Annotated in this window: 13 protein-coding genes; 8 read left to right on the top strand and 5 right to left on the bottom strand. The window is 59.3% G+C overall.

Annotated elements, in window-relative coordinates:
- Nucleotides 1-238: 238 nt before the first annotated feature.
- The gene (locus BM026_RS19980) at nucleotides 239-1,618 is read left to right on the top strand and encodes an MFS transporter (protein WP_071490525.1); all 1,380 of its coding nucleotides are present in this window, start codon (nucleotides 239-241) and stop codon (nucleotides 1,616-1,618) included.
- A gap of 62 nt (nucleotides 1,619-1,680) precedes the next feature.
- Here the strand turns inward: BM026_RS19980 and BM026_RS19975 are convergent, their stop codons facing one another.
- From BM026_RS19975 to flgA, 4 genes are all read right to left on the bottom strand, one after another.
- Nucleotides 1,681-2,430: a flagellar brake protein gene (locus BM026_RS19975; RefSeq protein ID WP_071490524.1), complete on the bottom strand. Its 750-nt coding sequence runs from the start codon at nucleotides 2,428-2,430 to the stop codon at nucleotides 1,681-1,683.
- A 96-nt stretch (nucleotides 2,431-2,526) separates the two neighbouring features.
- Entirely contained in the window at nucleotides 2,527-2,997 is a 471-nt protein-coding gene (locus tag BM026_RS19970) for a flagella synthesis protein FlgN (RefSeq protein WP_071490523.1), read from the bottom strand.
- A 48-nt stretch (nucleotides 2,998-3,045) separates the two neighbouring features.
- Nucleotides 3,046-3,369, bottom strand: coding sequence for a flagellar biosynthesis anti-sigma factor FlgM (gene flgM / locus BM026_RS19965; RefSeq protein ID WP_071490522.1), 324 nt, complete (start codon nucleotides 3,367-3,369; stop codon nucleotides 3,046-3,048).
- Nucleotides 3,370-3,510: 141 nt separating this feature from the next.
- Nucleotides 3,511-4,275, bottom strand: coding sequence for a flagellar basal body P-ring formation chaperone FlgA (flgA, locus tag BM026_RS19960; protein WP_092242486.1), 765 nt, complete (start codon nucleotides 4,273-4,275; stop codon nucleotides 3,511-3,513).
- Between the two features lie 94 nt (nucleotides 4,276-4,369).
- Here flgA and BM026_RS19955 point away from each other — a divergent pair, with 94 nt between their 5' ends.
- The 7 genes from BM026_RS19955 to BM026_RS19925 all read left to right on the top strand — a co-directional run bounded on the left by BM026_RS19955 (nucleotide 4,370) and on the right by BM026_RS19925 (nucleotide 10,637).
- Nucleotides 4,370-5,302 (top strand): chemotaxis protein CheV, encoded by a 933-nt coding sequence (locus BM026_RS19955; RefSeq protein WP_071490521.1) that lies wholly within the window; start codon nucleotides 4,370-4,372, stop codon nucleotides 5,300-5,302.
- A 42-nt stretch (nucleotides 5,303-5,344) separates the two neighbouring features.
- The gene (cheR, locus tag BM026_RS19950; RefSeq protein ID WP_027607785.1) at nucleotides 5,345-6,172 is read left to right on the top strand and encodes a protein-glutamate O-methyltransferase CheR; all 828 of its coding nucleotides are present in this window, start codon (nucleotides 5,345-5,347) and stop codon (nucleotides 6,170-6,172) included.
- A 308-nt stretch (nucleotides 6,173-6,480) separates the two neighbouring features.
- Nucleotides 6,481-6,888 carry a flagellar basal body rod protein FlgB gene (gene flgB, locus BM026_RS19945; RefSeq protein WP_010208346.1) on the top strand — a complete coding sequence of 136 codons (408 nt, stop codon included), beginning with the start codon at nucleotides 6,481-6,483 and terminating at the stop codon, nucleotides 6,886-6,888.
- A 3-nt stretch (nucleotides 6,889-6,891) separates the two neighbouring features.
- Nucleotides 6,892-7,335, top strand: coding sequence for a flagellar basal body rod protein FlgC (gene flgC, locus BM026_RS19940; protein ID WP_093529820.1), 444 nt, complete (start codon nucleotides 6,892-6,894; stop codon nucleotides 7,333-7,335).
- A 16-nt stretch (nucleotides 7,336-7,351) separates the two neighbouring features.
- A complete protein-coding gene (gene flgD / locus BM026_RS19935; RefSeq protein ID WP_092242488.1) occupies nucleotides 7,352-8,077 on the top strand; it encodes a flagellar hook assembly protein FlgD in 726 nt (241 codons plus the stop codon).
- A 31-nt stretch (nucleotides 8,078-8,108) separates the two neighbouring features.
- Nucleotides 8,109-9,419 (top strand): flagellar hook protein FlgE, encoded by a 1,311-nt coding sequence (flgE, locus tag BM026_RS19930; RefSeq protein WP_093529818.1) that lies wholly within the window; start codon nucleotides 8,109-8,111, stop codon nucleotides 9,417-9,419.
- 162 nt (nucleotides 9,420-9,581) lie between these two features.
- Complete coding sequence (locus tag BM026_RS19925; protein WP_092242493.1) at nucleotides 9,582-10,637, top strand: hypothetical protein; 1,056 nt, start codon at nucleotides 9,582-9,584, stop codon at nucleotides 10,635-10,637.
- 98 nt (nucleotides 10,638-10,735) lie between these two features.
- Here BM026_RS19925 and BM026_RS19920 read toward each other — a convergent pair whose 3' ends face one another.
- On the bottom strand, nucleotides 10,736-13,633 hold the full coding sequence (locus BM026_RS19920; RefSeq protein ID WP_071490518.1) for a ribonucleoside-diphosphate reductase subunit alpha: 2,898 nt from the start codon (nucleotides 13,631-13,633) through the stop codon (nucleotides 10,736-10,738).
- Nucleotides 13,634-13,643 lie beyond the last annotated feature (10 nt).

The following is a 13,643-nucleotide window of genomic DNA, read 5'->3' as shown; positions in this document are numbered from 1 at the left end:
GGGCTTTTTTGTGGGCGTTTTCCGAAGATGGGTCGAACCTTGCCAGGGTTCTAGGTTCACACCACTGGCATCGTGTATTTATAGCGATTCGTGTATCCCACGAGCAGCCGGACTGCGTCTGAGTCTTGTAGCAAATAATCCCCCGGAAACAGCGCATACCGCCTGTCCGGACCCGGCCACCCCGGACTATCATGCCGATAGCCCTGTCTCTCACTGCAAGGAGCCGCTCGGAACGCCGATGCGCCAGATCTGGAAATCTTTTCGAGCCCTTTATTTCGCCTCCTTGATGATGCTGATCGGCTCCGGCCTGCTCAGTACCTACCTGGCCTTGCGCCTGGCGGCCGACCAGGTGGACAGCCTGTGGGTCGGTGCGCTGATGGCGGCCAACTACTTCGGCCTGGTGCTGGGCGGCAAGATCGGCCACCGCCTGATCGCCCGGGTCGGGCATATACGTGCTTATGCAACCTGCGCCGGCATTGTCGGCGCGGCGGTGCTGGGCCATGGCCTGGTCGACTGGCTGCCGGCCTGGATCGTGCTGCGGATCATCGTGGGCCTGGGGATGATGTGCCAGTACATGGTCATCGAGAGCTGGCTCAATGAACAGGCCGACGCCAAGCAGCGCGGCGTGGTGTTCAGCGGCTATATGATCGCGTCCTACCTGGGGCTGGTGCTCGGCCAGTTGATCCTGGTCATGCACCCTCAGCTCGGCCTCGAATTGCTGATGCTGGTCGCGCTGTGCTTTGCGCTGTGCCTGGTGCCGGTGGCCATGACTCGCCGTATTCACCCGGCGCCCCTGCATCCGGCGCCGATGGAGCCACGCTTCTTCATAAAGCGCGTGCCGCAGTCGTTGAGTACCGTGCTGGGCGCGGGGGTAATCGTGGGCTCGTTCTACGGCCTGGCGCCGCTTTATGCCTCCCAGCAGGGCCTTACTACCGAGCAGGTGGGTCTTTTCATGGGTAGCTGCATTTTTGCCGGCCTGTTGGTGCAGTGGCCGTTGGGCTGGTTGTCGGACCGCTATGATCGCGCGCTGCTGATTCGTTGCTTTGCCCTGTGCCTGGCGGTGGCGGCGCTACCGCTGGCGATACTGACCAAAGTGCCACTTGAAGTGCTGTTCGTGGCGGGCTTCTTGTGTTCCCTGGTGCAATTCTGTTTGTACCCGCTGGCGGTGGCGTTCTCCAACGATCATGTGGAAGGCGACCGTCGTGTCTCGCTCACCGCCATGCTGCTGGTGACCTACGGTGTCGGCGCGAGTATCGGGCCGTTGCTGGCCGGTGTGGTGATGAAGATGTTTGGCAGTCACATGCTGTATGCGTTTTTCAGTCTGTGTGCGCTGATCCTGGTGTGGCGAATTCGGCCGAAAGCCGTGACTAACCTGCATCAGGTGGATGACGCGCCGTTGCACCACGTGGCGATGCCCGACAGCATGTCCAGCTCGCCGTTGGTCGCCTGCCTCGATCCGCGGGTGGACGAGGCGGTGGTGCAGGAGCAAATGCAAACCGCCACGCCGGAACCCGAGCCGGAAACGGTCACGCCGGTCGACGAGCCGCTTTTTGAGGGGCCGCCTGAGCCGCCGGGCCCGGACGAGCATCCTCACGACTTGAGCAGGGCGCGCCCCTGAATGCAAAAAAAACGGGCAGATCCCATCAGGGGCTGCCCGTTTTTTTGCTGCGATCTTTGAGTTTAAAAATCGTCGTCTTTGTCGAAACGCCGTGCTTCGCGTTGCAGTTGGTACACAAAGCGCTCGACCTGGCGCTGCACCAAACCACTCATATTGTGGAAGCGCACGCCGGCAAACGTGGTGTTGATCTTTTCTTCGAAATGCAGGTAACGCAGTTCGACCGAAGTGGTCATGCTGCCAAAGGGCAGGGCGGCGATGAAGCGGTCGTAGACCTGGCCCAGTTGCAGGCGCTCGGAGATGTCTCCTTCGAAGCGCAATTTGCAACCTGTGGCGGAAATATCCAGCAGCTTGCCGCTGACCGGGGCCTTGAGCTTCTCGCCACCCAGCTCGATGTTCACCAGTTGCGCCAGTTTCAATGCCGCGCGAAAGGCATTGCGACGCTGGTGGTAGACCACTTCGCTGGGCAGGCTACCGGTGTAGATGCGGTGGCCGTCCTTTTCGCTGATGCTCAGGTTGCCATTGCTTTCCCAGGCGACACGCACGCCGTCGTGGAAACCTTCGATACGGAAGGGTTCGCCGTTTTCAAGGTGGCGTTCGCCATCGCGAGGAATCATTTCATCCAGGGCCAACGTGCCGCTGTCCCGATTGACGTCTACCAGGTAGCTCTGAAAGCGCTGGCTGCGTTCATGGAAGGTGATGATCAGCGGGTCATGGCTTTCTTGCAGCATGCGCAAGGTACTGGCGATTTCCAGAGGCGTGGTGAGGACCTTGGGTGGCTGCGGGGCATCTTCCGCATTAAGGGCGTTGAACACGGTTCTTCCATCTCCAGACAAAATACGACTACACGCAAGAGCAGGCATTCTGCCAGTATGTGGCGCGCCTTGGATAGGCTGCGCTGTAAACCGGCGTCAGGCTTGGCTGCGGGTGCTTGGCTTGACCAGGCGCGAGGTGGAACCCTGAGCGTTGTAAAGCGCTGGAGGCTCTCCGCCGTGAAGTATACGCAACTGGTTGGCGGTCGTGGCTTGCTGAAGCTGGATCGACTGACCGTTGAGCTGGTTGGCTTCCTGGCACTGGGTGAGCAATTGGTTGAGTGCTTTGCTCTGGGCCAGTAGTTGATCGCCGACCGAGGAGTGGCTGGCCAGCTGCGCGAGCCCATCATGGTCGGCCGGCAGGCCCAGGCTGACGAGGATCTCGCTGCGTTTTTTGCCGTGCTGTTCCAGCAGGACAATCAGCGATTGCTTGCGCGCCAGAATTTCTTCCAGCAGGGGCATGTCCCGGCCGTAAAGGGCCAGGGATTCTTCCCTGAGCAGCTCCAGCAGCAATTGCGTCGGTGCTAGATCATCAATGATCAGTTGAAGCAGGGTTTCGTCGTGATGCATGGCTGGCCTTGGGGTTTAAGCGTCCAAAAGCCCGGCGCAGGCCTTTGCCTAGCGCTCGGCTTCGAAATTAAGCAGCTTGCTGGCTACACGGTTGCTGTCGACTTTATAGCTGCCATCGGCGATTGCCTGTTTCAATTCGGCCACACGGGCTTTATTGACCACCGGTTGATCGCGCAGCGAGTCAGTGACCTTCTGCAACTGTTGAGCCTCATTGCTCAGGTGTACGGATTCCCCGCTCTGGCTGGCGCTGGCCTGTTCTGCCTTGACGGGCACTGGCTGGGCCTTGGCTTCTACGCTGTCCTTGGTGCCGGCAGTGCGCGTAGGGGCCGACGTCGTCGGGGTGTTATTCAAACGGCTGAAATCGATGACCATGATCAAAAAACCTCTGGGTATTTGGACGCTTGCCATGTTTTCGGCCATATCTGGACAAACTTTAGGCTCGAATGACAATAAACTGCACAGGCCGGCATCCAACCGACAGTGTAGGAAAAGCTGGCGTCTGATACCAGTGGTCTATAAAGCCACCTCCACTTGGCCGGGGGCCGTGACCCGCGCCTTGATCACCCGGTTGGAGTTGAGATTCTTCACGCGGATCTGTTCGCTCATGCCGCCGTTGGACAAGGCCTCCCCCGGCATTTTGACCTGCAGCGCGCCACTGCTGGCGGAAATCACTACCTGGTCGCCTTTGCGAATCACCTCGGCCTGCTCCAACTGCACCAGGGTGATGACCTGATCGGTGACCACTGGTCGGGTCAGTTTCTGCCCGACGGCCTGGTCGAGGGAGGTCAGGTAGCCCTGGCTGATCATGCTGATATCGCGCTCGCGCAACACCACGTCCTCGAAACCGATAATGCCCGTGCGTTTAAGTGGACGGGCAACCACCACCACATCGCGGAATAATTTGACCTGAGCGGGCACGAACACCGTCCAGGGCGAGGCGCCGTCGCAACGCACCTTGACCGTTACACGTCCGATGGGCTGGGCGGGGCTTTCCAGGGTGGCTGTCAATTCCTTGTCGCACATTGGCATGCGCAGGCGCGGGTCCAACTGGTTGACCTGGATTTCGTAACGCCCCGGCGTCTGTGTGGTCGCCAGATAATCTTCTACAGTGAACTCAAGAAAGCCCTGGGTGACGCCGATAAGTAGATCAGGCAAGGTGACGTTATCTGCGCGGGCCGTGGCGCCCAGGCCCAAGGCAAGCAGTGCCAGCGGCGCGCAGAGCAGTCTGCAATACCGTGTCAGGTGGAGGCGTCGGGAAACTGTCGTTTTAATATCCATGACCAATAAATAGCAAAGCTCGTGCCGTTTAGTGTTGGGTGCGCGTCACTGCCCTTATAGGTATGGCCGAAGGTTTTAGCGTGGGAGTCAAGGCATGGCAGGAGTAATGGATTCAGTAAACCAGCGCACACAGCTGGTGGGGCAGAATCGCCTGGAGTTGTTGCTTTTTCGCCTGGATGGCAAGCAGTTGTATGGCATCAACGTGTTCAAGGTGCGGGAAGTGCTGCAATGCCCCAAGCTGACGATCATGCCCAAGTCCAGCCCGGTGGTGTGTGGCGTTGCCAACATACGTGGCGCGACGATCCCGATTCTTGATCTGGCCCTGGCCACCGGTTCCGCCGGGTTGCAGGACCGCGAAAACCCGTTCGTGATCATTACCGAGTACAACACCAAGACCCAGGGTTTCCTGGTGCGCTCGGTGGAGCGCATCGTCAACATGAACTGGGAAGAGATCCATCCGCCACCCAAGGGCACCGGTCGCGATCACTACCTCACGGCGGTGACGCGGGTCGACAACCAGTTGGTGGAAATCATCGACGTCGAGAAAATCCTCGCCGAAGTGGCGCCTACCTCTGAGTCGATCTCCGTGGGTGTGGTGGACGCCGAAACCGCGCACAAGGCAGTCTCACTGCGCGTGCTCACGGTGGACGACTCGTCCGTGGCGCGCAAGCAGGTGACCCGTTGCCTGCAAACCGTCGGGGTTGAAGTGGTCGCCCTCAATGATGGTCGCCAGGCGTTGGACTACCTGCGCAAGCTGGTGGACGACGGCAAGAAGCCGGAGGAAGAATTCTTGATGATGATCTCCGACATCGAGATGCCGGAAATGGACGGCTATACCCTCACGGCCGAGATCCGCAACGATCCACGCATGCAAAAATTGCATATCATCCTGCATACTTCGTTGTCGGGTGTATTCAACCAGGCGATGGTCAAGAAGGTCGGTGCCGATGACTTTTTGGCCAAATTCCGTCCTGATGACCTGGCATCCCGGGTTGTCGACCGGATCAAGGCAGCAGATCACAGCTAAGGTGTTTCCCTTGGCGGTCATACGATTTTAGAGGCGGTATCAGTGTCTACAGGTAATTTGGATTTTGAACAGTTCCGGGTCTTCCTGGAAAAAGCCTGTGGCATATTGCTCGGTGAAAACAAGCAGTACCTGGTATCCAGCCGTCTCAACAAACTGATGGAGCAGCAGGGTATCAAGTCGTTGGGTGAGCTGGTCCAGCGCATCCAGGGCCAGCCGCGCAGCGGGCTCAAGGAGATGGTGGTCGATGCCATGACCACCAACGAAACCCTGTGGTTTCGCGATACCTACCCGTTTGAAGTGCTCAAGAGCAAAGTGCTGCCGGAGGCCATCAAGGCCAGCCCGGGCCAGCGCCTGCGTATCTGGTCGGCCGCCTGTTCCTCGGGGCAGGAACCGTACTCTATTTCGATGTCCATCGATGAGTTCGAGCGGACCAACATGGGCCAGTTGAAGGCCGGGGCGCAAATCGTGGCCACCGACCTGTCCGGCACCATGCTCACCAACTGCAAGACCGGCGAGTACGACAGCCTGGCCTTGGGGCGTGGTTTGTCCCAGGAACGCCTGCAGCGTTACTTCGACCCGAAAGGGGCGGGACGCTGGGCGGTCAAGGCGCCGATCAAGAACCGTGTGGAGTTCCGCTCCTTCAACCTGCTCGACAGCTATGCCAGCCTGGGCAAGTTCGACATGGTGTTCTGCCGCAACGTGCTGATCTACTTCTCGGCCGAAGTGAAGAAAGACATCCTGCTGCGCATCCACGGCACGCTCAAGCGCGGTGGTTATCTGTTCCTTGGCGCTTCTGAGGCGCTGAACGGTCTGCCGGACCATTTCCAGATGGTGCAATGCAGCCCGGGGATCATCTACCAGGCCAAGTAAGGCTGACGGGGTAAAAAAATGTGGGAGGGGGCTTGCCCCCGATGCCGGTGTGTCAGTGATCGATGTATCAACTGAACCGCTGCCATCGGGGCAAGCCCCCTCCCACATTTGTTTGCGGCAAACCCAAGTAAAGCGGCAACCCTCATTGCCGCTTTACTGGCGCCACGCGGAAACCGCTTGCCGCTTTTCTGGCATTGCCGCTGGCAACCTCCTCCAGAACCCTTGATATACGGGCCTTCGCCAGGTTGGCATGCACCTTGCTATAACCCTGGTAACGAAAAGCAGGTCAGCCCTTGAAGGTTTCCGCCATGAGCATCAGCTTCGATAAAGCGCTCGGTATCCACGAACAAGCCCTGGGCTTCCGCGCCCAGCGTGCCGAAGTCCTGGCCAACAACATTGCCAACGCCGACACCCCGAACTACAAGGCTCGGGACCTGGACTTCTCCGCCGTGCTCGCCGCACAGCAAGACAAGACCAAGAACGGCACCTTCGCCTTGAACATGACCAACAGTCGTCATATCGAAGCGCAAGGCTTGAGCAATGGCGACGAGTCGTTGCTGTATCGCACGCCGATGCAGCCGTCGATCGACCAGAACACCGTCGACGCCCAGTTGGAGCAATCGGCCTACGCCGAGAACTCGGTGAACTTCCAAGCCAGCTTTACCCTGCTCAACAGCAAATTCAAAGGGCTGATGTCAGCCCTGCGTGGAGAGTAAGCCATGTCCCTGTCCAGTGTTTTGAATATTGCCGGCAGTGGCATGAGCGCGCAGACCACGCGTTTGAACACCGTCGCCAGTAACATCGCCAACGCCGAGACCGTGTCTTCGAGCATTGACCAGACCTACCGCGCCCGTCACCCGGTGTTCGCCACCATGTTCCAGGCTGGCCAGAACGGTGGCAGTGATTCGCTGTTCCAGGACCAGGGTGCCGCCGGCTCCGGCGTGCAGGTGCTCGGTGTGGTTGAAGATCAGAGCAACCTTGAAGCGCGCTACGAACCCAACCATCCCGCCGCGAACGAAAAGGGTTATGTCTACTACCCCAACGTCAACGTGGTCGAGGAAATGGCTGACATGATTTCCGCCAGCCGCTCGTTCCAGACCAATGCGGAAATGATGAACACCGCCAAAACCATGATGCAGAAGGTCCTGACCCTGGGTCAGTGATAAGGGGCGCCAAATAATGGCCATCGTTGATACATCAAACAACACGCCGGTCCAGGACCTGTTCAACTCCAAGGTCAAGAACGCCCAGGACAACAGCAGCGTCAGCGACGCCGCCAATAAGGCGACGGGCAAGCAGGCGTTGGGCAAGGATGCGTTCCTGCAACTGCTGGTAACCCAGCTGAAAAACCAGAACCCGCTGTCGCCGCAAGACAACGGCGCGTTCGTGGCGCAACTGGCGCAGTTCAGCAGCCTGGAAGGCATCAACACCCTGAACGACTCGGTGAATGCGATCTCCACCAACTTCAGCTCGTCGCAGGCGTTGCAGGCCTCGTCGCTGGTCGGGCGCTCGATCATCATCCAGACCGACAAGGCCATGGTGGATACGAGCAAGAGCATGACCGGTTCGGTGGCGGTGACCTCGGCGGTGGGCAACGTCTCCGTCAAGATCACCGACAAAGACGGCAACGTGGTGCGCACCATCGACATGGGGGCCCAGAGTGCCGGCACCCAGAGCTTCATCTGGGATGGCAAGAACGACAAGGGCGAGGTTGCCCCGGCGGGCACTTACACCTTCAACGCCACCACCAAGAACGACAAGGGTGACTCCGTTGCCCTGGCCACTTCGCTGCCCGCGACGGTAACGAGCGTGACCCTGAGCAAGACCGGCGGCGAAATGCTGCTGAACCTGGCGGGCGGCATGGGCAGCGTCAAGCTGTCGCAAATTCAGACTATCGGTACATAGAGCCGGCTAAATACGGCAGAGGGAGAGAAACATGTCTTTTAACATCGGCCTTAGCGGCCTCTATGCGGCCAACAAACAACTGGACGTGACCGGCAACAACATCGCCAACGTCGCGACCACGGGCTTCAAGTCGTCCCGTGCGGAATTCGCCGACATCTACGCCGCGTCCAAGCTGGGCACCGGCCAGAACAGCATCGGCAACGGTGTGAACCTGGCGGCCGTGTCGCAGCAGTTCACCCAAGGTGACGTCAACGGCAGCGGCGGGATCCTGGACATGGCGATCCAGGGTGGCGGCTTCTTCGTGCAGAAGGGCAGCGACGGTTCGCTGGAGTACACCCGCAGCGGTGCCTTTCGTGCCGACAAAGACGGCTACATCACCAACAACACCGGCACTTCGCGCCTGCAAGGCTACGCGGCAGATGCGGATGGCAAGATCATCAAGGGCGGCCTGACCGACCTGCAACTGAACCTGTCGAACCTGCCGCCCAAGGCCTCCACCAAAGTGGATTCCACCAGTAACCTGAACTCCTCGGAGCCGGTGATCGACCAGGTGGCCAAGCCGTTCAACCCGAACGACACCAGCACCTTTACCACCCAGTACAGCACCACCTTGTACGACTCCCAGGGCAACGCGCACCCGATGGTGCAATACCTGGTGAAAACCGACGGTAACAAGTGGAATGCCTATACCCTGATCGATGGTCGCAACCCCGACGGTTCGGCGCCAACCGGCACCCCATCGACTCCACCTGTGCCATCGACCTTGACCTTTGACGGCGCCGGCAAGCTCACCAGTGTGGTCACCGGTGGTGTCTCCGATAAGACCCTGACCATTACCGGTTGGGTTCCTGGCACCGTGACCAACGGTGTGTGGAAGGCCAACGGTGCGGATGCGAACCCAGCAGGTATCGCCGTCAACATGGCCAACATCACCCAGTACAACTCGGCCACCTACCGCAACCCACCGGTCACCGATGGCTACGCCACCGGCCAGATCACCGGGCTGAAAATCGACGGCAGCGGCGTGTTGTTCGCCACGTTCAGCAACCAGCAGAGCAAGGCCATCGGCCAGATCTCCCTGGCCAGCTTCAACAACGAGCAGGGCCTGCAGCCAGCCGGCGGTACTACCTGGAGAGAGACCTTCGCCTCCGGCCAGCCGGGTTACGACACCCCGCAAGCCGGTACCCTGGGTTCGATCGTGGCCAACTCCCTGGAGAACTCCAACGTCAACCTGACCAACGAGCTGGTGGACCTGATCAAGGCCCAGAGCAACTACCAGGCGAACGCCAAGACCATCTCCACCCAGAGCACCATCATGCAGACCATCATTCAGATGACGTGATGCTGTTGGCCTGACGTTCCAGCCCAGGAAAGCCCCTCGAGAGAGGGGCTTTTTTTTGCGTGCAGTTCTATATCCCGATCTTTCCAACAGGAACCGATCACTCCGTTCTTTCCACTTATCCAGACGTAAGACATTTTGGATCATACAGGGGGAGCGCTAGGTATGTGGGGGTCGTCGGCATCTGCCCAAGAGGCTGGAGGTGCGCGTCATAGTGTGGCCTGGGATCGGTATTACCCGGTAGATGTGAGCCGTTCGCAGAGTGCAGCGCAAGACACAGGCTCCAATAAGCAAACGATCAGTCAGTTGCTCAAGGAACTTGAAGATGCCGAGAAAACGTCGAAGAACCAGACCGTTCGGGATCTGCGTGACAAGCTCAATAAAATACGAGAAGAACTTGGCGATGAGAAATTCAAGGAGATCCTCGAGGAGCTGAAGAAAGACAGGACTGACGCCTGGTGGGAGTGGTTGAAGGCAATGTTTCCGGGCCTGTTTCCCGATGAGCGTCCTCCCGCGCCTCCCTCACAGGCACCTTCTCCGCGCGGCGCAGGCGGCGTTAGAGTCAATCCGCAAGACTTTGGCCCCTCCGAAGCCATGAGCAACAAGCCCATTACCGAGGGGGCTAACTATTTCAATTACAAACCAGACAACAGTGACCCAGGTAGAAAACCGGACAATATCTGGAGCGGCTTCAGTCAGGGGCCGGATGGAAACTGCATCACCGTTTCGGCGATAAAAGCCGCAATGATGCAGTTCGGCCAGAAACCTACCGATGTGTTCAAGGAGGTTAAGGAAACGAGCAACGGCTATGAAGTGATGATGCGAGACGGTTTCAAGCTTTCCTTGACCAAAGATGAGTTGAGACAGGCTGCTACTCACGCGCGCTTCAGGGGCGATGATCCGGCGATGATGACGGACGCCAATTTCATGTATGCCGCGAGTGCCAAGCGGGCGCAGATAGAAAACAACGACGGTTGGGCCGGGCGCAGTTTCCAGGCGGCAATGAACAGCCTCAATGATGGTGAGTTCGCGCGTGAAGGGCTGGACCGTTTGGGCTTGAGAGGCCATTACAGGCCGGCGACAGACGCTGATTTGAGAAGCAGCAAAGTGGGGACGGTGGAGTACGGCAACCATTCGATGGCGGTGATCAACGGCCGGGTCGAGTTGTGGGGCCGGCGCGGTGGCGCGCCTCGGTCGGGTATAGCGACCGTGTTGTTTTAGGTCGAATACGCTTTGTTTCCGGGCAAAAGAAAGCCCCCGATACACCAAAGGTCTATCGGGGGCTTTCAACCTTGGGTTAAACCCAAGGCAGGCTCAGCTTACTGGCAAGCTTCGCAATCCGGCTCGTCAATCGCGCAGGCTTTTGGCACTGGCGCCGGGCCGGCTGGCGCAGCAAGCACCGAATCATCACCGTGGTTGCCGCCGCTGGAAACAGCGTTCAGCTTACCGGTGTTGATGGTCGACTTCTCGGTGCTGGTCGCGGCCAGGGCACGGAGGTAGTAAGTGGTTTTCAGGCCACGGTACCAGGCCATGCGGTAGGTCACGTCCAGCTTCTTGCCCGATGCGCCGGCGATGTACAGGTTCAGCGACTGAGCCTGGTCGATCCACTTCTGGCGACGGCTGGCCGCGTCAACGATCCACTTGGTGTCTACTTCGAAGGCGGTCGCGTAGAGCTCTTTGAGTTCTTGCGGGATGCGCTCGATCTGTTGTACGGAACCGTCGTAGTACTTCAGGTCGTTGATCATGACCGAATCCCACAGGCCGCGAGCCTTGAGGTCGCGAACAAGGTACGGGTTGATCACGGTGAATTCGCCCGAGAGGTTCGATTTCACATACAGGTTCTGGTAGGTCGGTTCGATCGACTGCGACACGCCAGTGATGTTGGCGATGGTGGCAGTCGGTGCGATGGCCATGATGTTGGAGTTACGAATGCCTTTCTGTACACGGGCACGTACCGGCGCCCAGTCCAGGGATTCGTTCAGGTCGACGTCGATGTACTTCTGGCCACGGGCTTCGATGAGGATCTGTTGCGAATCCAGCGGCAGGATGCCCTTGGACCACAGCGAACCCTGGAACGTCTCGTAGGCGCCGCGCTCGTCGGCCAGGTCGCAGGAAGCCTGGATCGCGTAGTAGCTGACCGCTTCCATGGACTTGTCGGCGAACTCGACCGCTGCATCCGAACCGTACGGGATGTGCTGCAGGTACAGCGCGTCCTGGAAGCCCATGATGCCGAGGCCCACCGGACGGTGCTTGAAGTTGGAGTTTTGCGCCTGTGGCACCGAGTAGTAGTTGATGTCGATCACGTTGTCGAGCATGCGTACGGCGGTGTTGACGGTGCGCTCCAGCTTGGCGGTGTCCAGCTTGCCGTTGACGATGTGGTTCGGCAGGTTGATCGAGCCCAGGTTGCAAACGGCGATCTCGTCCTTGTTGGTGTTCAAGGTGATCTCGGTGCACAGGTTCGAGCTGTGGACCACGCCCACGTGCTGCTGCGGGCTGCGCAGGTTGCACGGGTCTTTGAAGGTCAGCCATGGGTGGCCGGTTTCAAACAGCATGGACAGCATTTTGCGCCACAGGTCTTTGGCCTGGATGGTCTTGAACAGCTTGACCTTGCCTGGGTACTCGGTGAGGGCTTCGTAGTACTCGTAGCGCTCTTCGAAGGCTTTACCGGTCAGGTCGTGCAGGTCCGGGACTTCGGATGGCGAGAACAGGGTCCACTTGCCGTCATCGAAGACACGCTTCATGAACAGGTCAGGGATCCAGTTGGCGGTGTTCATGTCGTGAGTACGACGACGGTCATCACCGGTGTTCTTGCGCAGCTCGATGAACTCTTCAATGTCCATGTGCCAGGTTTCCAGGTAGGCACACACCGCGCCTTTGCGCTTGCCACCCTGGTTTACGGCGACGGCGGTGTCGTTCACCACTTTCAGGAACGGCACGACGCCCTGGGACTTGCCGTTGGTGCCCTTGATGTACGAACCCAATGCACGCACCGGGGTCCAGTCGTTGCCCAGGCCGCCGGCGAATTTGGACAGCATGGCGTTGTCGTGGATCGCGTGGTAGATGCCCGACAGGTCATCCGGCACGGTGGTCAGGTAGCAGCTGGACAGCTGTGGACGCAGGGTGCCGGCGTTGAACAGGGTCGGGGTCGACGACATGTAGTCGAAGGACGACAGCAGGTTGTAGAACTCGATGGCACGGTCTTCTTTCTGCTTCTCTTCGATCGCCAGGCCCATGGCCACGCGCATGAAGAACACTTGCGGCAGTTCGAAGCGGATACCGTCCTTGTGGATGAAGTAACGGTCGTACAGGGTCTGCAGGCCCAGGTAGGTGAACTGCTGGTCACGCTCGTGGTTGATCGCCTTGCCGAGTTTTTCCAGGTCGAAGGTAGCCAGGACCGGGTTCAGCAATTCGAATTCGATACCCTTGGCGATGTAGGCCGGCAGGGCCTTGGCGTACAGGTCAGCCATCTCGTGGTGGGTGGCGCTGTCGGCGACTTTCAGGAAGCCCAGGCCTTCGGCACGCAGGGTGTCCATCAGCAGGCGCGCGGTCACGAACGAGTAGTTCGGCTCACGTTCAACCAGGGTACGGGCGGTCATCACCAAGGCGGTGTTGACGTCGGTCAGGGCCACGCCGTCGTACAGGTTCTTCAGGGTTTCGCGCTGGATCAGGTCACCGTCGACTTCTTCCAGGCCTTCGCAGGCCTCGGTGATGATGGTGTTCAGGCGGCCCAGGTCCAGCGGTGCAAAGCTGCCGTCTGCCAGGGTGATACGGATCGACGGATGCGCTTGCACGGCGGCTTCTTCGGCCGGGGAGCGTACCGCACGTTCCTTGGCACGCGAATCACGGTAGATCACGTAGTCGCGGGCGACTTTCTGCTCGCCGGCACGCATCAGGGCCAGTTCGACCTGGTCCTGGATTTCTTCGATGTGGATGGTGCCGCCCGACGGCATGCGACGCTTGAAGGTCGCGGTGACCTGTTCGGTCAGGCGGGCAACGGTGTCGTGGATGCGCGACGAAGCGGCAGCGGTGCCGCCTTCAACTGCAAGAAACGCTTTGGTGATGGCGACGGTGATTTTGTCATCGGTGTAAGGAACGACAGTGCCGTTACGCTTGATCACACGCAGTTGGCCAGGTGCGGTGGCGGACAGATCCAGGTTCGAATCAGCGGCCTGCGGCACGGAGCCTTGCGGGTTCTCGCGAGTTGTGTCGGTTTGCATGGGGGGTTGT

The sequence above is a fragment of the Pseudomonas sp. NFPP24 genome, from assembly GCF_900112095.1.
Taxonomy (GTDB): Bacteria; Pseudomonadota; Gammaproteobacteria; order Pseudomonadales; family Pseudomonadaceae; genus Aquipseudomonas; species Aquipseudomonas extremorientalis.
This window is presented reverse-complemented; position numbering and strand designations above follow the sequence as displayed.